Annotated in this window: 21 protein-coding genes and 1 pseudogene; 14 read left to right on the top strand and 8 right to left on the bottom strand. The window is 42.9% G+C overall.

Going from position 1 to position 21,254, the window contains the following annotated elements:
• Positions 1-85: 85 nt before the first annotated feature.
• Positions 86-1,108 (bottom strand): acyltransferase family protein, encoded by a 1,023-nt coding sequence (locus tag D4N35_RS07020; RefSeq protein ID WP_120071849.1) that lies wholly within the window; start codon positions 1,106-1,108, stop codon positions 86-88.
• 118 nt (positions 1,109-1,226) lie between these two features.
• On the opposite strand from D4N35_RS07020, the gene D4N35_RS07015 reads away from it, so the two are divergent.
• Both D4N35_RS07015 and D4N35_RS07010 read left to right on the top strand, forming a co-directional pair.
• On the top strand, positions 1,227-1,733 hold the full coding sequence (locus tag D4N35_RS07015; RefSeq protein ID WP_208646277.1) for a methylated-DNA--[protein]-cysteine S-methyltransferase: 507 nt from the start codon (positions 1,227-1,229) through the stop codon (positions 1,731-1,733).
• 126 nt (positions 1,734-1,859) lie between these two features.
• A complete protein-coding gene (locus tag D4N35_RS07010; RefSeq protein WP_120071847.1) occupies positions 1,860-2,120 on the top strand; it encodes an aspartyl-phosphate phosphatase Spo0E family protein in 261 nt (86 codons plus the stop codon).
• A 33-nt stretch (positions 2,121-2,153) separates the two neighbouring features.
• Here the strand turns inward: D4N35_RS07010 and D4N35_RS07005 are convergent, their stop codons facing one another.
• Positions 2,154-4,310 carry an ATP-dependent Clp protease ATP-binding subunit gene (locus tag D4N35_RS07005; protein ID WP_120071845.1) on the bottom strand — a complete coding sequence of 719 codons (2,157 nt, stop codon included), beginning with the start codon at positions 4,308-4,310 and terminating at the stop codon, positions 2,154-2,156.
• A 200-nt stretch (positions 4,311-4,510) separates the two neighbouring features.
• Between D4N35_RS07005 and D4N35_RS07000 the strand changes: the two genes are divergently transcribed.
• Positions 4,511-5,548, top strand: a complete 1,038-nt coding sequence (locus tag D4N35_RS07000; RefSeq protein ID WP_120071843.1) for a YkvI family membrane protein — start codon at positions 4,511-4,513, stop codon at positions 5,546-5,548.
• 209 nt (positions 5,549-5,757) lie between these two features.
• Here D4N35_RS07000 and D4N35_RS06995 read toward each other — a convergent pair whose 3' ends face one another.
• Positions 5,758-6,456: a DUF8580 domain-containing lipoprotein gene (locus tag D4N35_RS06995; protein ID WP_120071841.1), complete on the bottom strand. Its 699-nt coding sequence runs from the start codon at positions 6,454-6,456 to the stop codon at positions 5,758-5,760.
• 42 nt (positions 6,457-6,498) lie between these two features.
• Entirely contained in the window at positions 6,499-7,110 is a 612-nt protein-coding gene (locus tag D4N35_RS06990; RefSeq protein WP_120071839.1) for a CPBP family intramembrane glutamic endopeptidase, read from the bottom strand.
• A 927-nt stretch (positions 7,111-8,037) separates the two neighbouring features.
• Here D4N35_RS06990 and D4N35_RS06985 point away from each other — a divergent pair.
• A complete protein-coding gene (locus D4N35_RS06985) occupies positions 8,038-9,270 on the top strand; it encodes an IS91 family transposase (RefSeq protein WP_120071837.1) in 1,233 nt (410 codons plus the stop codon).
• Positions 9,271-9,280: 10 nt separating this feature from the next.
• Positions 9,281-9,490, top strand: coding sequence for a hypothetical protein (locus D4N35_RS06980; protein ID WP_235870319.1), 210 nt, complete (start codon positions 9,281-9,283; stop codon positions 9,488-9,490).
• A 74-nt stretch (positions 9,491-9,564) separates the two neighbouring features.
• On the opposite strand, the gene D4N35_RS06975 is transcribed toward D4N35_RS06980, so the two are convergent.
• On the bottom strand, positions 9,565-9,756 hold the full coding sequence (locus D4N35_RS06975) for a YkvS family protein (RefSeq protein WP_120071833.1): 192 nt from the start codon (positions 9,754-9,756) through the stop codon (positions 9,565-9,567).
• A 404-nt stretch (positions 9,757-10,160) separates the two neighbouring features.
• On the opposite strand from D4N35_RS06975, the gene D4N35_RS06970 reads away from it, so the two are divergent.
• The gene (locus D4N35_RS06970; RefSeq protein WP_120071831.1) at positions 10,161-10,946 is read left to right on the top strand and encodes an SDR family oxidoreductase; all 786 of its coding nucleotides are present in this window, start codon (positions 10,161-10,163) and stop codon (positions 10,944-10,946) included.
• Positions 10,947-10,962: 16 nt separating this feature from the next.
• Positions 10,963-11,829, top strand: a pseudogene (locus D4N35_RS06965) (NAD(P)-dependent oxidoreductase); the annotation flags it as partial.
• A gap of 184 nt (positions 11,830-12,013) precedes the next feature.
• Here D4N35_RS06965 and D4N35_RS06960 read toward each other — a convergent pair.
• A complete protein-coding gene (locus D4N35_RS06960) occupies positions 12,014-12,475 on the bottom strand; it encodes a YkyB family protein (protein ID WP_120071827.1) in 462 nt (153 codons plus the stop codon).
• Between the two features lie 218 nt (positions 12,476-12,693).
• Between D4N35_RS06960 and D4N35_RS06955 the strand changes: the two genes are divergently transcribed.
• From D4N35_RS06955 to D4N35_RS06925, 7 genes are all read left to right on the top strand, one after another.
• Complete coding sequence (locus D4N35_RS06955; protein ID WP_120071825.1) at positions 12,694-12,915, top strand: hypothetical protein; 222 nt, start codon at positions 12,694-12,696, stop codon at positions 12,913-12,915.
• A gap of 190 nt (positions 12,916-13,105) precedes the next feature.
• Positions 13,106-13,357, top strand: a complete 252-nt coding sequence (locus D4N35_RS06950) for a YkuJ family protein (protein ID WP_120071823.1) — start codon at positions 13,106-13,108, stop codon at positions 13,355-13,357.
• 166 nt (positions 13,358-13,523) lie between these two features.
• Positions 13,524-13,952 carry a cyclic-di-AMP-binding protein CbpB gene (cbpB, locus tag D4N35_RS06945; protein ID WP_120071821.1) on the top strand — a complete coding sequence of 143 codons (429 nt, stop codon included), beginning with the start codon at positions 13,524-13,526 and terminating at the stop codon, positions 13,950-13,952.
• A gap of 75 nt (positions 13,953-14,027) precedes the next feature.
• Complete coding sequence (locus D4N35_RS06940) at positions 14,028-15,533, top strand: MDR family MFS transporter (RefSeq protein ID WP_120071819.1); 1,506 nt, start codon at positions 14,028-14,030, stop codon at positions 15,531-15,533.
• Positions 15,534-15,603: 70 nt separating this feature from the next.
• Complete coding sequence (ccpC, locus tag D4N35_RS06935; RefSeq protein WP_120071816.1) at positions 15,604-16,491, top strand: transcriptional regulator CcpC; 888 nt, start codon at positions 15,604-15,606, stop codon at positions 16,489-16,491.
• Between the two features lie 287 nt (positions 16,492-16,778).
• Complete coding sequence (locus tag D4N35_RS06930; RefSeq protein WP_120071814.1) at positions 16,779-17,327, top strand: peroxiredoxin; 549 nt, start codon at positions 16,779-16,781, stop codon at positions 17,325-17,327.
• Positions 17,328-17,481: 154 nt separating this feature from the next.
• On the top strand, positions 17,482-17,937 hold the full coding sequence (locus D4N35_RS06925; protein ID WP_120071812.1) for a TlpA family protein disulfide reductase: 456 nt from the start codon (positions 17,482-17,484) through the stop codon (positions 17,935-17,937).
• 79 nt (positions 17,938-18,016) lie between these two features.
• Here D4N35_RS06925 and fdhD read toward each other — a convergent pair whose 3' ends face one another.
• On the bottom strand, positions 18,017-18,814 hold the full coding sequence (fdhD, locus tag D4N35_RS06920) for a formate dehydrogenase accessory sulfurtransferase FdhD (protein ID WP_120071810.1): 798 nt from the start codon (positions 18,812-18,814) through the stop codon (positions 18,017-18,019).
• 12 nt (positions 18,815-18,826) lie between these two features.
• The gene (locus D4N35_RS06915) at positions 18,827-21,178 is read right to left on the bottom strand and encodes an FdhF/YdeP family oxidoreductase (protein ID WP_120071808.1); all 2,352 of its coding nucleotides are present in this window, start codon (positions 21,176-21,178) and stop codon (positions 18,827-18,829) included.
• Positions 21,179-21,254 lie beyond the last annotated feature (76 nt).

Raw genomic sequence — 21,254 nt, 5'->3', positions numbered from 1 at the left:
TTTGTGATAAGAAAAGCAGGAATTTTTCGAACTATAGCGAATTTAGGTAAAAGATGAATAAAAAAAGAGCGAATCAATCGCTCCATCAAAGTGAACTGTATTCATTCCGCAGCCGGTTTGCAGCATGCTTTAACTTTGACCACTTCATTTCTATAATCGGCTGGGTGAGGCTCGTTACAAATTTACTCGAAAGGAGAGCGGTCAACAGAAGACTGACTATTAATAATAAAGGTAATGCCTGCACTTGATCTACGTAATCCTCAAGGCCACTTCCCCTAAATGTACGTACAATGAATCCGTGCAGCAAATAGACGTACAGTGTATTTCTTCCCCAGTTCGTAAAGAAGAATTGCCTGCGAGGAACAAATGCAAAAAAACATGCAGTCATCGCAAATTGGACCATGTATATTCCCGCCCGCTGTAATATTCCAAAAATCTCCGCGCTATGAAATTCACTATATGCTTTTGAACCAAAGAACCACTTTTCATTCAGGTCAGGGAAACATAGGATGCCGACGGCTACGATAAACATGACAATGAGCGCGGCAACTTTTGCCTTTGGCTGGATGAGTTTCTTGAAATCTTTTTTGCTTAAAAAATAACCTGTTAAGAAAAACGGAAAGAAGACAATGGTTCTCGACAGGCTGAAATAAGTTGAAATCCAGTCAAAGTAGCCTGCTCCAAGACCGGCCAAAAGAGTGATGGCCAAAGCAATTCCGGGTTTCATGCGGCTAAAGGCCAACAGCAATATATTCCAGCAAAAAAGGCTGATTAAAAACCAAAGGGACCAATGCGGCTGAAAAAGTTCCAGTTTAAAGGTATCTTTGCTGTGCAAAAAATAGTAAAATACGGCGTAGGCAATTTGGAATAAAATATAGGGCAGAATCAGTTTTTTGGTGATTTTGGCAATATAGCCCTTTTCATAAATGCCTTTGGCAAAGAAACCCGAAATCAGAATAAACGCGGGCATATGAAATGTGTATATGAATTTATATAAAAAGGAAATAAACGAACTTGTTTCAATATAGGATTGAAGGAAGTGCCCAAATACGACCAGAAAAATCAACAGGATTTTGGCGTTGTCAAAATAATAATCTCTTTTTTTCATCAGTGATCACCTACATACCAAGTTAGTCACTATGCATTTTCCCTTTATACGCATTCACAAACATTACGTTTTTGTAACAAATAAAAAAGTAATATAAGTGGATAAGGAGGCTAATACAATGGACAGAAATTTTACAACAAACAAATTTTATTATACAGAGATGGACAGTTCAATAGGTAAACTATTTCTAACCGCTGCAGATTATGGAATGACAGGTATTTATTTTAAAATGGATGATGTTCCGGAATCGGTAAAAAACAATATGAAGGAAGGAAGGGATCATCCGATTCTACGAGAGGCTGCCAATCAATTATCAGATTATTTCCATGGTAAAAGGCGGGAATTTTCTGTTCCTCTTTCTCCTGAAGGAACGGACTTCCAGAAAGCTGTGTGGAATAGTCTGTTGGAAATTCCTTATGGAGAAACCCGGACATATGCTGAAATCGCAGCTTCCATACAAAATGAAAAAGCAGTGAGAGCGGTTGGACAGGCAAACAGGGCCAACCGATTGCCGATATTGATCCCATGCCATCGGGTGATTGGAAAAAATAGCAAATTAACAGGTTATGCGGGGAATCAAGTCAACAAAAAGGAACTTCTGTTAAAATTGGAAGGTGCTCTATGATCAATATGAAAAAATAATCTTATTTTTGTCCGAATAGTGTCAACTTCTGGATATTTATTTACATTGATGTGTAGTTTTGAGATAATAGAAAAGTTGAAAAGAATGGATGGCGGAGGTAAGTAACACATGTGCAACAGCAGTAAGGATCAAAGCACTTTTTTGGCAAAGATTCAACGAAAACGGGAAGAAATGTTCATTCTAGGCGAAAAATACGGATTGAGCGCAGATGAAACGATTACCTGCAGCCGTGAACTTGACCAGCTTTTAAACGATTATTATCATAATTTTCAATCGACACCCTCTGCTAAGACAACAAACCAAAGCCGCAAACAATCGTTTGTAATATTCTCAAAACCGTATCCTGCAAGACATGTACAATCATCATGAAAACTGAATAAATGAAAAAAAGAGACTGCCCAATTAGGCAATCTCTTTTTGTTTTACGATGATTTTATCGTTCTCCACGACAGCTTGAAGCTGCTCGGCGTCTTCATTTTCCAAGATGAAATCTGCGATTTGATCTTCAAGCTGTTCCTGGATCGCACGGCGCAGCGGGCGTGCACCAAACTGTGGATGATATCCAAGGTCCGTTAATTTTTCTTTCACTTCGCCTGAGATGTCAATGGACAAGCCTTGTTCAGCCAAAGTATCGGACATTTCCCGGAGCAGAAGATCTACAATTTTCAATAAGTGTTCTTTCTCCAGCTTGTGGAATTCTACAATTCCGTCGAAACGGTTGAGGAATTCCGGCTTAAAGAAAGATCCGAGTGAATCGAGGATGCTCGTCTCTTTTAGTGCATCGCTTTTATCAAATCCGACTTTGATCTCTTTTACGCCTGTTCCGGCATTGCTTGTCATAATGATAACAGTATCTTTGAAGCTCACTGTTCTGCCCTGGCTGTCTGTCAGACGGCCGTCTTCCAAAATCTGCAGGAACATATGCTGTACATCTGGATGTGCTTTTTCAATCTCATCAAGCAAGATGATGCTGTACGGATTGCGGCGCACTCTTTCAGTCAATTGTCCGGCTTCCTCGTGTCCCACATATCCTGGAGGAGATCCAATCAACTTGGATACGCTGTGTTTTTCCATATATTCGCTCATGTCCAGGCGGATATAGGCATCTTTTGTTCCGAAAAGTTCCTCGGCCAATACTTTAGTCAATTCTGTTTTACCTACTCCTGTCGGTCCTACGAAAAGGAATGATCCGATCGGGCGGTTTTTCGCCTTCAAACCGGCGCGGCTGCGGCGGATGGCTTTGGCCACTTTTTGAACCGCTTCTTCCTGGCCGATTACTTTGGAAGATAGATTGTCAGCAAGTTTTTTCATTTTCTTTTGTTCATCCGACTCAAGCTTTCCGACTGGAATTCCTGTTTTCACAGCGATGATGTCCTGGATATGCTTAACATCCACAACCATCCGTGGTCCGGCTGAGCCCTCATTCAATATTTTCTCCAACTCCGCTTCTTCGTCGCGGAGTTTTGCGGCAGTTTCATAATCTTCTTTGGCAAGTGCCGCCTGTTTTTCTTTTTCCACTTCAGCGTAACGCCGCTGTGCTTCTTCCTTGCTTGGTTCATTGATCATCAAGTTTAACTTGGAACCTGCTTCGTCCATCAAGTCAATGGCTTTGTCCGGCAGGAAGCGATCCTGGATGTAGCGGCTTGACAAGTCGACGCATGCATTGATTGCTTCGTCTGTGTAAGTCACTTCATGAAAGCTTTCATATTTGTCTTTCAAGCCTTTTAAAATTTCCAGCGCTTTTTCCCTGCTTGGTTCGCCGACTTGCACCGGCTGGAACCGTCTTTCCAATGCCGCGTCTTTTTCAATTTGACGGTACTCTTTTAAAGTAGTGGCCCCGATGACTTGCAGCTCACCTCTGGCCAACGCCGGTTTCAAAATGTTGCCGGCATCCATGGAGCCTTCGGCCGATCCGGCACCGACAAGCAAGTGAATCTCGTCGATAAATAGCAAGATGTTTTTGCGTTTTTGAAGTTCAGCGATCAGCTGCTTCATCCGCTCTTCGAATTGTCCTCTGATGCCTGTATTGGCAACGAGAGAAGCAACATCCAGCAAATAAACTTCCTTGTTCTTTAATTTGGAAGGTACACTGCCTTCGATAATCTTTAAGGCGAGGCCTTCGGCGATAGCAGTTTTACCAACACCCGGCTCACCGATCAAAACAGGATTGTTTTTGTTCCTGCGGTTCAATATCTCGATGACCCGGTTGATTTCCTCGTCACGTCCAATGACAGGATCGATCAATCCCGCTTTGGCTGCATCATTCAAGTTGCGGCCGAACTGATCTAAGAATCCCCCGCCATGTCCTCCAGCGGTCCTTTCCTGGACTTTTCCATTCATGTTTGGATTAAATATATTTTCTCCTGCACCCGGGAATCCTTTGAAAAAGTCATCAAATCCCCCGAATTGATTTCCGAAAGGGGATCCTCCCATTGCTCCCAGAGCTTGTTTTTCATTGGCATAGCAGGTGGAGCATAATGCCAAGGTTTGTTTTTGTCCATTAATATTTACGTGGAGATGAACGTTAGCATTTCTTTGATTACATTTGCTGCATAGCATATGCATCTAACCTCCATTATTTAGTTTGATCATTTTTGACCATTTAGCGATTAAAAAACAGGTAAGTTGTTTGACCAACTTTGACCTTGTGATTTCATTATACACTGACCTTTTTTGACTTTCAACCCATTTGATCAAAAAAATTTATTTTTTTTGGGCCTGTCTCATATGGATAAAAGGAGGGGAAAGGAGCGTGTCTGTTGAGAAAATGGTCAGAGGCTTTCCAGGTCGCTTCAGTCTATGTGGGAACAATAGTAGGAGCGGGATTTGCAACGGGGCGCGAGATCGTCGAATTTTTTACACGCTTCGGTTTCTATGGCACTGCCGCCATCTTTCTGGCGGGTGTCCTGTTTATTGTGCTGGGTTCTAAAATCATGCTTGTCGCGATTGATATCAGGGCAAAGTCCTTTGAGCAATTGAATGAATATTTGTTTGGGCGCCGCCTCGCTTTGGTCATGAACATTTTTTTAATGCTCATGCTGACGGGAGTATGTGCTGTCATGCTATCCGGTGCGGAGGCATTGTTTACGGAACAGCTTAGGCTGCCGCAGCGTACAGGCTTGGTCTTTACAGTAATTCTTACACTTATTGTCATGGCTGCCGGGGTGAAAGGGTTGTTTGCGGTCAATACATTTGTTGTCCCGATGATGGTTGTTTTCAATTTCCTTGTTATGCTCCTGGTGATGAATACAGGCAGCCGGGTTTTTGCACCTGTGGTTTCATCAGGGTGGGAAGAAGGAGGGAAAGCAGTCTTGTCGGCTTTTTCATATGCCGCATTTAACCTTGCCTTGGCCCAGGCGGTTCTGGTGCCGATGGCTGCAGAGATCAAGGACCGTTCCGCTGTAAAAAGGGGAGGGGTGATCGGCGGCCTGCTGCTCACTGTCATTCTTTCATCAAGCCACATATCACTTGGAACGCTGTCTGATCCCGCAAGTTTTGACATCCCAATGGCAGTGATTGTAGAAGGGACAGCAGGCACACTTTATTTCTTATATCTTCTTATTATATATGGGGAGATTTTCACATCGGTGATCGGGAATTTGTACGGGCTGGAAAGGCAGATACGGAGTTATTTGCCTATCCACAGCCTCTGGATCTATATTTGCCTTTTGTCTGTTGTTTATGTCATCAGTCTTGTCAAATACGGGACCTTGTTGGAAATCTTATATCCTTTGTTCGGGTATATCAGCATCGGATTTTTATTTTTGCTGTTGATCAAGCCGGATAAAGCCCGGTGAATTCACTCACCGGGCTTTAGCAAAAAAGAAAGAAAGTATAACTTGATATGAAAATTTTTTTCAAAAGAAGCCTTTCTTTGTCCAGCTCCAGGCGCCATCGGCGAAAGGATCAAGTCAAATTGCTGTGGTGGCTGAAGAACTCCCTCATCAAAATTTGCCTTGTGCTTGTCGCCTAAGGCTGCGCGCCTTACGCTTTTCTTATGTCTATTTCACTTTTTTTCAATCGTTTCGGCCATTTTTAAGAAAGGATCTTCCGCATCTTCTTTGACGGGTGTAAAAATTGTCAGTTTCAGGAGCCAATCTTTTTGCGGGATGAGATATGCGCTGACTTTTTCATTTCCATTATCAGCCGTAAAGCCGGCTGCGTCTTTCAGCCACTCGTGCCCTTGCGGCTTGGCCTCTTTTATATCGGAGCTGACAGATTCAAGCTGCGATTTGGCTGTTTCAATTTCATCATTTAATTCTGCGTCAGCCGGAAGGAGCTCAATCCGCATAAACAATGTATCATTCTCTTTCAGGTAGAGGACATCTTTTCGCGGTTCCTCGCCGGTCAGTTCATAGTCCGGGAGTACGTATAGGGAATAGTCCTGATTGTCGCTCTCCTTTAAAAAAGCCGTTTCTTCTTTTTCCTCGCCTTTCCATTGATAATTGAGGTTTTTTTCCATCAGACGGATCTTGTCTGATCCGCTCCCGGTTTCATTTTCTTTTTGATCTTGTCCATCTGGGGATTCATCATCGGATTTGCCTTCATCGTCCTGTTGTTTGCTGGTGCCATCGTCTGCAGTTTCGGTGTTTTCTTTTCCATCACTGCCGCCGCTTCCGGCATTTTGCTCTTTTTTTGTTGTCCCGCAGGCTGAAAGCATGGCAGCGGCAAGCAGGAAGATGAATAATAACTTCATTTTTTTCATTTTAATGGCCTCCTGTATAATGTTTTTCAAAATATGATTTGCCTAATATAAAGGGAAGATCATCAATAATAACAGGTCAAACGTCAAATGTGAAAAAATGACAAGAGGTATGCTCCGTTTCCATAAATACAAGGTTCCCCAGACGAGGCCGCTCACGAAAGCGGCTAAGGCCAATATGGGATATCCTGAGAGGAAAAAGCCTGCTCCATTCAGCAAGGCGGCGCCGATTACGGCTGCTGCAGGGCTTAGCAGTCTTGTCATCCTTTTAAGGACAAACCCTCTCCAAAAGATTTCTTCTCCGGGAATCATGATAAAAATAAGGACGAGGTAATGCCAAATGAATTTAAAAGAAAAAAAGTTGAATAGCGATGCAACCTGGCTGTCCAATGAGCCCGGCAAAACGGATAATATCCGGTTCCCAGCAAAAAACAGCAAATAAAGGGAAATTCCCGACCAAAGCCCGTGTTTGATATAGTCCTTTGCCGGCACTTCATCGTCAAGCTGTTCATTTACGATTGTATAGCTGATTAAAAATAAGAGAGTGGCCGTATATAAATACCAAAATACATCTTTTCTGTCGAACGTGACATAGATGAGCAGGAAAGCAAAGAATATGCCTCCGATTAATTTTAAGTCAACCCATTTTTTAAACATGCAGCAGGTTTGGTTCCTTTCCTAATTTCTATAACCTTTTGAGAATATGAATTCATTCTAACGGAAAAAAGAGTATTCTTCCAATCATACTCCGGCAAAACTGCGGTTTTCGATAGATATATGAATGGGGAGAAGGCAAGCTAAAAAAGCAAGCATATTCGCTTGCTTTTTTAATTGTTTAGCGTATTATAAAATGCTCAGGTTGTAAGTAACTTATTTGTCACTCAGTGCTGAGTCCGGCTCCGACGGACAGGAGGTCCTAGTGCCGCCGGCGCCACAGGACGTGGCGCTTTAAGGCGGCCAGCGCCTATCGACTAGCAGACTTCACACTTAAAGTGCTCCTGCGGCGCAGCTTACTCTAGGAGGCGTAGGCGAACATCATAGCAAAGCTGCACGACCCCAACTCAAGGAAGCATCACACGAAGCCATCTCAAGTAGTAGCTTTCCTACGATAAGTCAACATCGCTCCGCTGCGCGTGTTGTCCGGCTGCGAGTGCCATCGGCGCAAGGATTAAGCCAATCGCTGCTGAAGGCAAACTACGCCTTCGCAAGCGTAGTCTAGCTTTGCGCCGATAAGCAGGCACTCTCCGGCTTTCCTTATCCTTTATCTCGTCAGAAGCGCTCCAGTGTCTAGCTTCAGACGGCAGGGGCTCGAGGTCGCTTCGGTCAAACCAATGAAGTCAAAGAACGACTTCACAGGTTTGCCCTCCGACGGACAGGATGTCCTAGTGCCACCGACGCCACAGGATGTGGCGTTTGTCGGCGGCCAGCGCTTGTCGCCCCTAAACGGCCGTCTTCCGCATTTCAGTCTGTACGTCGATAAACAGGCGCTTGCGCCTTTGTTCTTGTATAGGAAATTATAAAATTCTGCAGTTGTGGATAACTTCTTGTGGTACAATTCAAGCAACACTTTAAGGAGTAATAAAAATGGCTAAGGGTTCCGGGGTAATAAAACAAATTCTAAAAGAACATTTTGCGGGATTTTGGTATCTGCATTCTAATCGATTTCCAGAAAGTTATCGAGAAGATATAAAAGAAACAGTGGAGAAAACGATAAGTTGCGGATCCAAGGATATAGGTTATGCCCGTTATGAATGTTTAGGATGTGAAAATCCTAACCCTAAATTTGTCTGCTTTACTTGTAAAAGTAGGTTTTGTCATCGTTGCGGAAAAAAGTATACAGATGACTGGGCAGATAAACAACAGGAAATGATCTTTGATGTTCCCCATCGCCATATGGTATTCACTATTCCTAAAGAATTACGGAAGTTATTTTATAATGACCGGAAAAAGTTAAATGAGCTAAGTAAACAAGTTTCAGATGTATTTCAATATCATCATGATCAAAGAAATAAAGAAAGAGGACTACGTTCAGGTGTCATTACAGTTATCCATACGTTTGGACGTGATCTGACTTTTAACCCCCATATACACGCTCTTGTTACGGAAGGGGCATTGGATAACCAAAATAAATGGGTATCTACTCCCTTTATCCCTTATGAGTATTTAAGAAAATCATGGCAAAAGATTGTATTAGGTCTATTGAAAAAATGGTTTCCGAGGGACCTAAAAGTCAAAGAATTGATTAATGATTTATTCCAAAGGTATCCTAAAGGGTTTTATGTAAATGCAGAAAAAAAGATGAAGAATGCGAAAAGTGTAGCTAAATACATAGGCCGATATTTAGCACGACCAGCAATCGCGGAATACCGCGTTGTGGAATATGACGGAGATGAAGTTCAATATTGGTATGAAGATCACCGTACTGGTAAACGGATAGATAAAAAAGTACCTGTATATAAATTTATATTTGAACTTCTTCAACATATTCCGCCAAAACATTTTCGAATGGTTGGTAGATATGGGTTATATAGTAGGAGATCCCATTATAAAGCTCAGCAAATATTAAGCTTACATGCATTCATGAGAACGAAGCAAATTTCACTATTATTGGAAACCAAACGTAAAAAGAAGTCATATCGTGAACGTATGATGGAATCTTTCGAACAAGACCCTCTTCAATGTCCACATTGTCAGGGAGAGATGGATCTGGTAGGTATATGGCATAAAGATTACGGATGGATTTATCATTATATGGAAGACATAGAAAAGGAGAGATGTAGGAAATATGGTATCCCCTATCAAAAAAGGCCAGGGTGAGTCGTCTGATTTGGATTGGTTAAATGAGGATGATCCATTGCGCTTTGATGAAGAAATAGTAACCGTACTATTCAAATGTATAGATTGTAAAAAAACCGATGACGTTCCTGAGTACATTATCGGTGAATTTAGTGTGGATTTGAATAAAGGGGAAGAAGTAGAAATTCATTGTCCTTACTGCAATGGCACTATGATAGAAGCGAGAAAAAGTCCCAAGTGATTCATCTACACTTGGGACGTGTTTAAGGGCGCGTTAGCGCTTTTGTTCTTCAACTTGTACGCCTGCGCGTTGTTTCAAAGCTTGACTGATTCATTAATAATTTTATAGTTTTTATGGTTAATGACAGTTTTTTCTTCCAGTTCGAGATCACGGTAATTTTTCATATATGTCAAGTCTACAATTACCGAGTTTTCATTTATTTTTTCAACTATTCCTCTAAGGCCGTCCTTGAATTCAATGAGGTCACCGACTTTAGCAATTTTCATTGGCTTCTCCCCTTTATTTTTTATCTAGTTTGCACTATTTTTAATAAAAGTGCAATCGTAAAAATAATAACGGTTCCTTCCATGTACACATGCACGGATGTTGTAACAAAAATGAAATAAAAAAATTTTAAAAAAAGAGGTTATTTGGTCAAGTTTTGGGTAATAAAATACTAATCATGGCTGATTGGAATTTTCTAGTAGTCATGTCAATCTCATTTTTCCCCCTTTTATTGGAAGACTTTGTGTCTTCCTTTTTTTATGTGATCTTCCAGGTTACCGCAGCTAAGCTTCACGTTTTCCTAATCCGGAATTCCTCTACTGTTTGCCGGGTATATTCAGGCGATTGCAGGTTGATTCTTGTGCTATACTTGTGACAGGAATGAAGGGAAAAGGAGATGAGAGATTTGGATTTGGGTTTGAAAGATAAAAAGGCCCTTGTTATGGCTTCCAGCCAAGGTTTGGGAAAAGCCATCGCTGAACAGTTTGTCCGGGAAGGAACAGACGTCATGATTGCCAGCCGGAGCGAGGATCAGTTGAAACAAGTGGCGAATGAGCTTAATCGCTTACAGGGCGGCAAGGTGGAATACATACGCTGTGACATCACCAATCCCGACGATATCAGGCGCACAGTCAAGCATACAGTTGATGTGTTCGGAAGAATCGATATATTGATTAATAATGCCGGCGGACCGCCGGCCGGAAGTTTCGAAGATTTGAATGATCAGGATTGGCAGCGTTCATTTGAGCTGAACCTGCTATCATATATCAGGGTGATTCGGGAAGCGCTCCCATTTTTAAAAGAAAAGGGCGGCAGAATCATAAATATCGCTTCTTCTTCGATCAGGGAACCCATTCCCGGACTGATTTTGTCCAATACATTCAGGCTGGGTATCGTGGGTCTTTCAAAAACGATTGCAGATGAATTTGCCAAGTATAATATTCTTGTAAATACGGTGGGCCCCGGAAGAATTGCAACCGAAAGAGTAGAGCATCTGGATGAGGCGCATGCCCAAAGGGAAGGGGTCTCCGTAGATGAGATAAAAGCACGGTCAAAGAAGGACATTCCTCTTGGAAGGGACGGAAAGCCGGAGGAATTTGCAAAAGTTGTCGTTTTTCTTGCTTCAGAAGGAAATACATATATGACAGGCAGCACATTTGTGGTAGACGGCGGAAAACTAAGGTCCATTTAAAAGGGAGGCTGTTCAGCTAATGGAGAAAAAAATCGGTTTTATTGGAATCGGTGTCATGGGGAAGGCGATGGTTCGCAATTTAATGAAGAACGGTTATCCCGTCTTCATCTATACCCGCACAAAGGAGAAAGCTGAAGATTTGCTTTCGGAAGGGGCACACTGGAAAGCGTCACCTAAAGAAGTTGCTGAAGAAACAGATGTCATTATTACAATGGTGGGCTATCCACACGACGTAGAAAGCGTGTATTTTGATGACAACGGAATTTTTGCAGGAGCGGGTAAAGGAAAAATTGTCATTGATATGACGACTTCCACTCCGACGATGGCCAAAAAAATCTTTGAAGAAGCGGAGAAGCTTGGAATGGATGCTTTGGATGCACCTGTTTCAGGAGGGGATATAGGTGCCAAAAACGGAACCCTTTCCATCATGGCCGGAGGAACCGAAGAGGCCTTTAATGAAGTCCGCCCCATTTTTGCGGTACTTGGCAATAATATAGTATTCCAGGGAGAAGCAGGAGCAGGCCAGCATACGAAGATGTGCAATCAAATAGCGATTGCGTCCAACATGATTGGTGTAACCGAAGCCCTCGTATACGCGCAAAAGGCCGGTCTTGATCCTGAGAAAATGCTCTCATCCATCAGTACAGGAGCAGCAGGAAGCTGGTCCATGTCGAATCTCATTCCGCGGGTATTGAAGGATGACTTTTCACCAGGGTTTTTTATCAAACATTTTATAAAAGACATGGGAATCGCCCTTGATGAAGCGAAGAAAATGGGATTGGAGTTGCCTGGTCTTGCGCTTGCCGAAAAGATGTATAAAACTTTGGCGGAAAAGGGCGAGGAAGACAGTGGAACACAAGCCTTAATAAAATATTGGAGATAGTCCCCGTAAACCCGTAAAGCCGCTGACAAAAAGTCAGCGGCTTTACGGTGTAATAAGAACTAGAATACTGTTTTTGCCAAAGCCTGTCCCCTATACGGCGGTTCGAACGGGCTAAGAAGGACATTACACAGCAAAAAGGATGCAAGCGGTGTGCCGGAATCAAGCTGCTGACACATGGATTCGATTAAAAAAAGCTGTCACCCAGTTTTTTAAACACGGGCTTCTGCTGCTTTCTTTTTTGATGTTCTTGTCTGGGTTCTTTGAGACCGGTATATTCTTGAAGGAGTTGTTTCGCTTTACTTAGCGACATGCATGTTTTTGGATTGCGGGAATGTTGATCAAGATGGCCTAAATGAGGTAATTGTTCAAAATCTTCCTTTGTAGGCGGAATATGAAATGTATAATCGCCGCATTTGACTAAAACATCCGATTGCTGTTGGCTGAATCTCGGGTTTCTTGAAAAATGCAGCCCTGCTTTGGATGCTTTCTTTTCCCTGATCATTTTTTCAAGCGCCTGTTTTTTCAGGCTGTAAAGGAATTTCGGATTAAGGGCTGTCTTTGCGTGTCTGTTGACCGTGAAAATAGCTTGTGACAAGTTCTCGATTGTCGGTTCCAGTGGAGCTGTTCTTCTGGTTTCCTGATCCACAAATGGGCTCTCCTTTCTTTAAATGATGAAATTTACATATAATTATATCATTATGCGTCTGGAATGAAAAGACGTGCCTTGTTAAAGATGAAAACCTGCGGAATTTTTACTTGAAAACGGAGCATCCCAGGTGTATATTAACTTTGTCAGTGAAAGGGAAATTTACAATGATTAATTGACATATAGCCAAGAGAGCTTGCAAGGAAGGAGATGCAGAAATGAAAAAAAACAAAGATTATGAAGCTGTTTTCCTGCCTTCAAAATCAGGTATCATCAAAATTTATATTTACGGTTTCAAGCCTTACGGTTCATGGGGTAAAGTGAATACAAGCATGAACGGAGTTTCCGTCAACGTCAAAGGATATAACCGAAAGAAAACAATCATCAGGTCTCTAAAAAAACTGAACGAGTCATTGTTGAATATAAAGGAAGATCAATAAGAAAATTTTTTGCGAAAAAGGCTTCCGGGGTGGTTTGAAAAGCGGCCTCCCCGGGAAATTACTCAGAGGCAGGCCCATCCTGTCTAATTTTTTTCGAAAACCAGCACCCTCCGCAAATAAAAAACGATTTGCATTGTCTAAGGGGCATCTTTTATAATAAGTGTGTCTTCCCAAAGAAAGGGGTTAAAACATGTCACAACTATTAGGTATCATTCAAAGACTGCAAACAATGCAAAGTATGGAGGGCCAAGAAGACGTTCCGCAAAGACAGTTTGAAGTGAACGGGAAAGTCATCTGCCAAGTGAAGTACTTTTCAGGCACAGGAACATTTGAAGTGGAAGAGTACGATAAGGATAATAAGCAGACATATCAATTTGATGACATTGATGCTGCAGCTATAGAGATATTCGATATTGTCCAAGAAGAAAAAGCATTAAGTTAAACTTTTTCCCTTCCGCTTGCTCCTTGAAGCGGAAGCCTTTTCACCTTTAAGCCGCCTCGCCTTTTGTTATAAAAAGATTTTTCATATCACAGATTTGTTTCCCTTTTCTAAATTTATGGTAAAATGATATTAGAATGATTTTGTAAAGAGATGAGGGAGTTTAAAAATGATTTCCTTGAAAAGTCAGGCGTATACAGAACCGAAAATCAGTGACTACATGATTCCGTCTGAAAAAGTGGCCCATGTGCAAGTAGGAAATAATTTAGAGCATGCTTTGCTTGTTTTGACAAAGAGCGGCTATTCTGCAATCCCGGTGCTTGATGCCCGCTTTAAATTACACGGTTTAATCAGTTCTGCTATCATTACAGAATCAATCCTTGGGTTGGAAAGGATCGAATTCGAAAAGCTCAGTGATAAAAAAGTCGAGGATGTCATGGCTGTAAATATTCCGATTGTTATGCTCCATGATCATTTTAAAAAAGCAGTGGGCCTGCTGATCGACCACCCTTTTTTATGTGTTCTTGACGAAGAGGGATACTTTGAAGGCATTGTTACAAGAAGAGCCCTATTGAAAGAGCTAAAATTGCAACTTTAATGTAAAAATGTTTAAAAAGGAGGCTCCCTTTCATCGGGAGCCCAATTTTTTTATTTTAATACGAGGAGTGGGATAATGGGGGAGATGGCCAAAAACATTCCAAACCGTACGAAACGCCCGTATGTACTTGCATCTGTTATGCTGGCAATGTTCATCGGGGCCGTTGAAGCGACGATTGTTGCCACCGCTATGCCGGCCATCATAGGGGATTTAGGAGGATTTGCCCACTACAGCTGGGTTTTCTCCGCATTTTTATTAATGAATACAGTTACGGTCCTTATTTATGGGAAACTGTCGGATTTATATGGAAGAAAGCCGATTTTAACGATAGGGGTCAGTATATTTTTGATCGGATCATTTTTATGCGGCGTTTCGGGGTCCATGAAGCAGCTTATTATCTTTAGGCTCATTCAGGGGCTGGGTGCCGGGGCTGTCATGCCGATCGCAACAACGATAGTCGGAGATATTTATACAGCTGAGGAACGTGCCCAAGTGCAGGGATATTTATCAAGTGTCTGGGGAATCTCTGCAATCATGGGGCCGGCAGTGGGTGGTCTCCTTGTAGAGTATTTAAGCTGGAGATGGGTTTTTTGGGTAAGCATTCCGTTAGGAGCCCTGTCCATTATCGGTATTTGGCTTTTTTTGCATGAAACGATTGAGAAAAAGAAACCGGATATCGATTATGCCGGTGCCGGACTCCTGACTGTAGCCATTTCATTTTTCATGATCATTTTAGTGGAGGGGGGCGTCCGATTCTCCTGGTCCTCTCCTCAGGTAATAGCACTTGCAGTTATTGCAGCCGCCGCTTTCCTGATGTTTATTTTACAAGAGAAAAGGGCTGCCGAACCTATGGTGCCGCTTGAAATCTGGAAAATCCGGCCCATTTTGGTCGCCAATCTTGTCTCTTTTACAACAGGGTTGATGCTGATAGGGATATCAAGCTTTTTACCCGCATATGTACAAGGAGTGATGGAAAAAAGTGCAACAATTGCCGGGTTCACTTTGACTGCGATGTCCATCGGCTGGCCTTTGGCATCAACAGCCGCCGGCAAATTGATCATAAAAATTGGCTATCGTTCCACCTCCTTTATCGGCGGCATTTTTCTTGTCGCCGGCGGTGGCTTGTTCGTTACGATTGTACCGTCGGCCGGGCCAATAGGGGCTGCTTTTTCCTCATTTTGTGTAGGAGTCGGAATGGGGCTTACAAGCACCTCGTTTATTGTGCTTATACAAGGGGCAGTTGGTTGGAAACAGCGCGGTATCACGACCGCAGCCAATATGTTTATGAGAAACTTGGGGAATACTGTAGGTGCGGCTTTGCTAGGCGGAATTCTCAATGGCCAGATCCTCCGTTATTTTGCGGAACATGGAGGCAAAACAGGCCAAAACCTTACGCTGGACTCCACTAATATGCTGCTTACCGAGGAACATCGGGCTGAATTGGGCGAATCGGTCAAGCACTTGTTGCAGGAGGGACTGTCCCATTCATTGCATTCCGTATATATAGCGGTGCTTGTGTTTGGTATCATCAGTTTCTTTTTGGTACTTCTACTGCCGAAAAAAAGTAAAGCTGTTGCTTAAGCATTGTACAAGCAATCCGATTGAATGACACCAAGTGAAACGCTGAAATACTAAATTAAGAGGTTTTTTTATGTCCAACACAGATTTACGTTTTCTAACCGTGCTTGCTGAAGAAATGAATATGCGGAAGGCAGCGGAAAAGCTTTTTGTTTCCCAGCCTGCCTTGTCCCAGCGGCTGCAGAATATAGAAAAGCAATGGGGAACGAAATTATTTATCCGTTCACAGAAAGGTTTGATTCTTACCCCGTCAGGGGAGATTGTCATTAAATTTGCAAAAGAGATGCTGGAGAAAGAAGAACAGGTGGTAGAAGAAATCCAGGCTCTTGAAACGCATGTACACGGGACATTAAAAATAGCCTGCGCTTCGATCGTTGGCCAAAATTGGCTCCCAAAAGTACTGAAGAAATTTGTGAGTTTGTACCCCAATGCGAAAATTTCACTTATTACCGGATGGAGCAGTGAAATCCTAAAGGCGCTTTACGGAGGGGAAGTGCATATTGGCATCATCAGGGGAGCGACGGATTGGAAAAGTTCAAAATATCATTTATTTGAGGACAGTCTCTATCTTGTTGACAAGGAAATCAAAAAAATAGAACAAGTGTTTCAAACCGATCGTCCTTTTATCCAGTTTAAAAGTGATTCGAATTATTATCAGGAGATCCAGGATTGGTGGCATCGCCAATTTCAAACGGCGCCAAAAAGAACAATCGTTGTAGACCAGATCGAGACATGCAAGCAAATGGCATACAACGGAATTGGATATGCCATCCTGCCTGCCATTACACTGAACGGCCCGGATAAAAACATGTTTCAAATCCCTCTCCTTGATGAAAAGGGGATGCCGATCAAACGTGATACATGGCTGCTCGGCTACGATTCCGCTTTTGAATTGAGGCAGGTTCAGGCATTTTTGGATGTTGTCCGTGAATTCAATGAGGATCATGGGGATATTGGCTGAATGCTCCCGTCTTTGATATGGCGGTACGGAGCATTTTATTTTGTTGTCGATAAAAGTCATGGTAGACTGAAATAGGTGGAATATTTATCCGTTTTTGTGGGATACATAAGAAGGTGTAAAAAGGCAAGCGCATTAATTAGTAATGATTTTTTATTTAAATTTATTATAATTAATGTTGACTTGTCCTTAGGATTATCCTATAATAACTATTGTGATGAGGTAGTGCACTGAGAAAATACATAGACATTTCTCAGTTAAATAGTAAATTTTTAACGGAGGGATTTTAAATGGCAGAACGTATGGTAGGAAAACAAGCACCGCGCTTTGAAATGGAAGCAGTATTGCCAAACAAGGAATTTGGTAAAGTAAGCCTTGAAGAAAACATGAAAAACGACAAATGGACAGTTCTTTTCTTCTATCCTATGGACTTCACATTTGTTTGCCCAACTGAAATTACGGCCCTTTCCGACCGCTATGACGAGTTCGAAGATTTGGATGCAGAAGTAATCGGTGTATCCACTGATACTATCCACACTCACTTGGCTTGGATCAACACTGATCGCAAAGACAACGGTCTTGGCGATCTGAAATACCCGCTTGCTGCGGATACTAACCATGTTGTTTCCCGTGAATATGGAGTACTGATCGAAGAAGAAGGTATCGCACTTCGCGGATTGTACATCATCAACCCGGAAGGTGAATTGATGTACTCTGTTGTCAACCATAACAACATCGGCCGTGACGTTGACGAAACCCTTCGGGTACTTCAAGCGTTGCAAACTGGTGGACTTTGCCCTGCAAACTGGAGACCTGGCCAAGAAACATTGAACGTTTAATAAAATAGAAAAGCGAAGGCCGCTGTCTAGGGGAGATAAGCGCTAAAGCGACCTCGAGCCGATGGCGGCCGGACATTAACAGGACAGGCACTAATTGTGTCTGTCTTTCATATATCAGAGCTTAAAATTTTCCAAAGAAGAGAGGGATCGCTTTATGAAATTGCGTGAACCAATGCCTGAACTGGAAGGTGCAGCCGAATGGCTTAACGGACAGGTGACAAAAGAAGATTTGATAGGGGAGAAGCCTACATTAATCCACTATTGGTCAATAAGCTGCCACCTTTGCAAGGAAGCTATGCCTCAGGTTAACGAATTCCGTGATGCATATAAGGATAAATTGAATGTTGTAGCCGTTCATATGCCGAGATCTGAAAATGACCTGGACATAGACGAGATTAAAAAAGTTGCAGATGAGCATGATATCACACAGCCTATTTTTGTTGACAGCCAATTGAAGCTGGCAGATGCTTTCCAAAATGAATATGTACCGGCTTATTACGTATTTGATAAAGACGGCCAATTACGCCATTTCCAAGCCGGAGGCGGCGGAATGAAAATGCTTGAAAAACGGGTGAACCGTGTGTTGGGTGAATTGGAGAAAAAAGAATAAAAAGAGGGAAAGGCGCTTTCTACGAAAAGCGTCTTTTCTTATGAAAAAAAGCTAGAGCCGGAAGGCACTTCCTCCGGCTCTAGCTTGAAACAGCGACAATCCGTTCAGGGTGTGTGTAAATATTCAACTGGCCATTCCTTGCAAATCCGATCGCAGTAATGCCGAGATCATGTGCCAAATCTATCCCTAGTGTCGTTGGGGCCGATTTTGAGATCAGTATGCCTGCTCCGATTTTGGCAACCTTCAATACGACTTCCGATGAAATCCTTCCGCTGAAAACGATCACTTTATCTTTTAAGGATATATTATTGATAAGACAATGGCCGAATATTTTATCCAATGCATTGTGGCGGCCAATATCAGAGTAGCTGAAAAGCAGTTCATCCTCGGTGCATAAAGCCGCATTGTGCACACCGCCTGTCAGCTGGAATTCTTCGGAGCTTTTCTGCATTTCTTCCATCAGTTCCAGGCACTGTCCGGCTGAGATTTTTTGCCTGGACATGATCGTTTTTGCTGTTTTGGCATCATTGTAGAAGTAAAACTGCCGGCTTTTGCCGCAGCATGACCCGATCATTCGTTTCGAGTAATATTCTTTGCTGATCACTTGTTTCACTTTCAACTCCACATAGGCAAATCCCTGATGTTCATCTATCTCAAGTGAAGAAATGTCTCCGATGTTTCTGATCATTCCTTCGGATGCCAAAAAGCCGACTACGAGCTCTTTCAAATTCGCAGGGGTGCAAACGACTGTTGCGAACTCTTCATTGTCGATATGGATTGTAAGCGGATATTCTACAGCAGCCTGATCCTCTATTTCAATAAGTGATTTTCCGGTGTATCGCAATACTTGCAGGCGATCCCTGACGATAGGCTCCATACAACCACCTTCTTAGCTAATTACTTGTTCGAGATCATCCATTCGCTTTTCCAAATAGTTGATGTCTTTCTGCGCATTGTACGTGTCTGCTTTTTCAACAACGACACTGATATTATATTCCGGAATTCCGGCGAATTGTTCATAGATGCCTTTTTGCAGCAATACATTACCTTCGGGCCAATATACGGAAATATTGCCTCTTCGTGTGTCGGCAAACCTTGCTTTCCCTTGGAACGTCCCGTATTGATTATAAACAACAATGGCTTCGCCTTCCAATATTCCAAGTTCTTTTGCATCTTCGGGATGTATCAAGACATCGTATCGGTCTGCTGCATTAAAAGGATCTTTCTCGCTGTAGATCATTGAGTTGAATTGTTTGCCCCGTCTTGTCGTAACATAGAAATGTCCATCAGGCTTGCGCAATTCCGGAAGCTCGATTGGCAGAAGGTTGGCTTTTCCGTCTTCGGTCGGACAGATTCCGTCCTCGCACAGCCATGCTCCACCCCATTGAAAAACATCTCCCCGATTTTTCAAATGTTGGATTCCGTCATAATTTGGGTTGGCGATGGCTATTTCCGCCCTTATTTGTTCCGCTTCTGTAAAATTCAGCAAATGTTTTTCCTCAGGTTTGATCCGTGCGGCCAAATCCACGTATATTTCCCATTCGGAGCGGGCTTCTTCGATTCTGGGCCCTTCGATTTCAGGGGAAAAATAGACCATCCGTTCAGTTGAAGTGGATGTTCCGCCGCCGCGCTGTTCATATCTCGTTTGAGCAGGCAGGACAATGACTTCTTCCTGGGCGTCTACAAGCGTGGAAGTATTTAGAATGATGTCCTGATGGACCCTTAAGTCGACACTGCTCAAGCATTCCTCCATAAATGCCGGATCAGGCATCGTTTCAAGGAAGTTGCCGCCAGATGTATAAAAGACTTTCAATTTTTTCTCGTGATCTTCGGGAAGTACGGCATTTTCCAGAGAAACGCCGACAATATCGCCCTGCCATTTGGGGATGTCAAAACCCCAGACCTTTTCCATCCGCTCAATGTTTTCCGGCTCGAAATCTCCTCCGGGAAGAACAAATGGATCGGCTCCCATTTCTCCTGAACCTTGGACACCTGAGTGCCCTCTAATCGGCATCACTCCACAATGTTCCCTTCCGATGAACCCTCTTAAGATTGCCAAGTTGGCCACCTGGGAAATATTATCGGTTCCAAACCGGTGCTGAGTCAATCCCATGGACCAGACAAAAACGCCACTTTTGGAATTGGCAAGCACTTCCGCGAATTCCAGCATTCTTTCCTTTGTGATTCCGGATGATTTTTCAAGCTGATCCCAGCTTTGCTTCTGCACGTGTGCCTTCAAATCTTCATACCCATTTGCATGCTTGCTTACAAAATCATGATCTATCGCCGAGCCGGGCATATTTTCTTCCATTTCAAACCAATGCTTCATGATTCCATTCATGAAGGCGATATCTCCTCCGATATTCACCTGATAAACATCATCGGCTATTTTAGTTCCGAAGAGGGCGGATTCTGCTATCGAAGGTACCCAATACCCCTCCATGGCCGGTTCTTTGTATGGATTGATGCAAATGATTTTTGTGCCTTTTCTTTTTGCGGCATACATGTATTTGGTTGAAACAGGCTGGTTATTGGCAGCAACAGACCCCCAGAAAATAAGGACATCCGTGCCGATCCAGTCTTTATAATTGCAGCTGGATGCTCCGATGCCAAGTGATCTTTTTAGAGCGGTCTTGCTCGGTGAGTGGCAGATTCTTGATGCATTGTCGATATTATTCGTGCCTATGAACCTGGCAAACTTTCCGGCCGTATAATATACTTCGTTTGTGATTCCCCGGGCTGTTAAAAAGAGTGCCATTTGTTTAGGATCGATCGCCTTCACCTTTTTTGCAATTGAATCCAGCGCTTCGTCCCATGATATTCTCCGGAATTTTTTCTCGCCCGGTTTACGCGAAAGCGGATAGGGGATCCGGCCAAGTTTTCTTAATTCAGTGCTGTCCAGTTTTCTCAGTTCATCGATATCCGAATGAAGAATTTCCTCTTTTATGGCGGGCATCGTGTTCAGGCGCAGTACATTTAACCGTGTCGTGCAAAGATGCGGGCCGGCAAGGGTTTGGTCATACAGTCCTGATACTCCAAGCGCACAGCCATCACATACTCCCTGTGTCAGGATTCGGAAAGCGTACGGCAGGTTATCGCTGTTTTCAAGCACCACCTTCATCGTGTCCCGGATATGCTTCGGTTTGACTTTGCCAAGCCCGAATGGAACCGGGCTTACCCAATGTTTTGGGTCAGGTTTTTTCGGCAATTTGATAGGGCCTTCATGTTTTGTTTTTCCCATTCTCATTCTTCCTTTCTATCTATTTTATAATAAAAAACCACCGCAAAAACGCCTGAATAAGCATTCTTTGCGGTGG

Origin of the sequence: Siminovitchia fortis, from assembly GCF_003605365.2 — a bacterium.
GTDB classification, from domain to species: Bacteria; Bacillota; Bacilli; order Bacillales; family Bacillaceae_C; genus Siminovitchia; species Siminovitchia fortis.
This window is presented reverse-complemented; position numbering and strand designations above follow the sequence as displayed.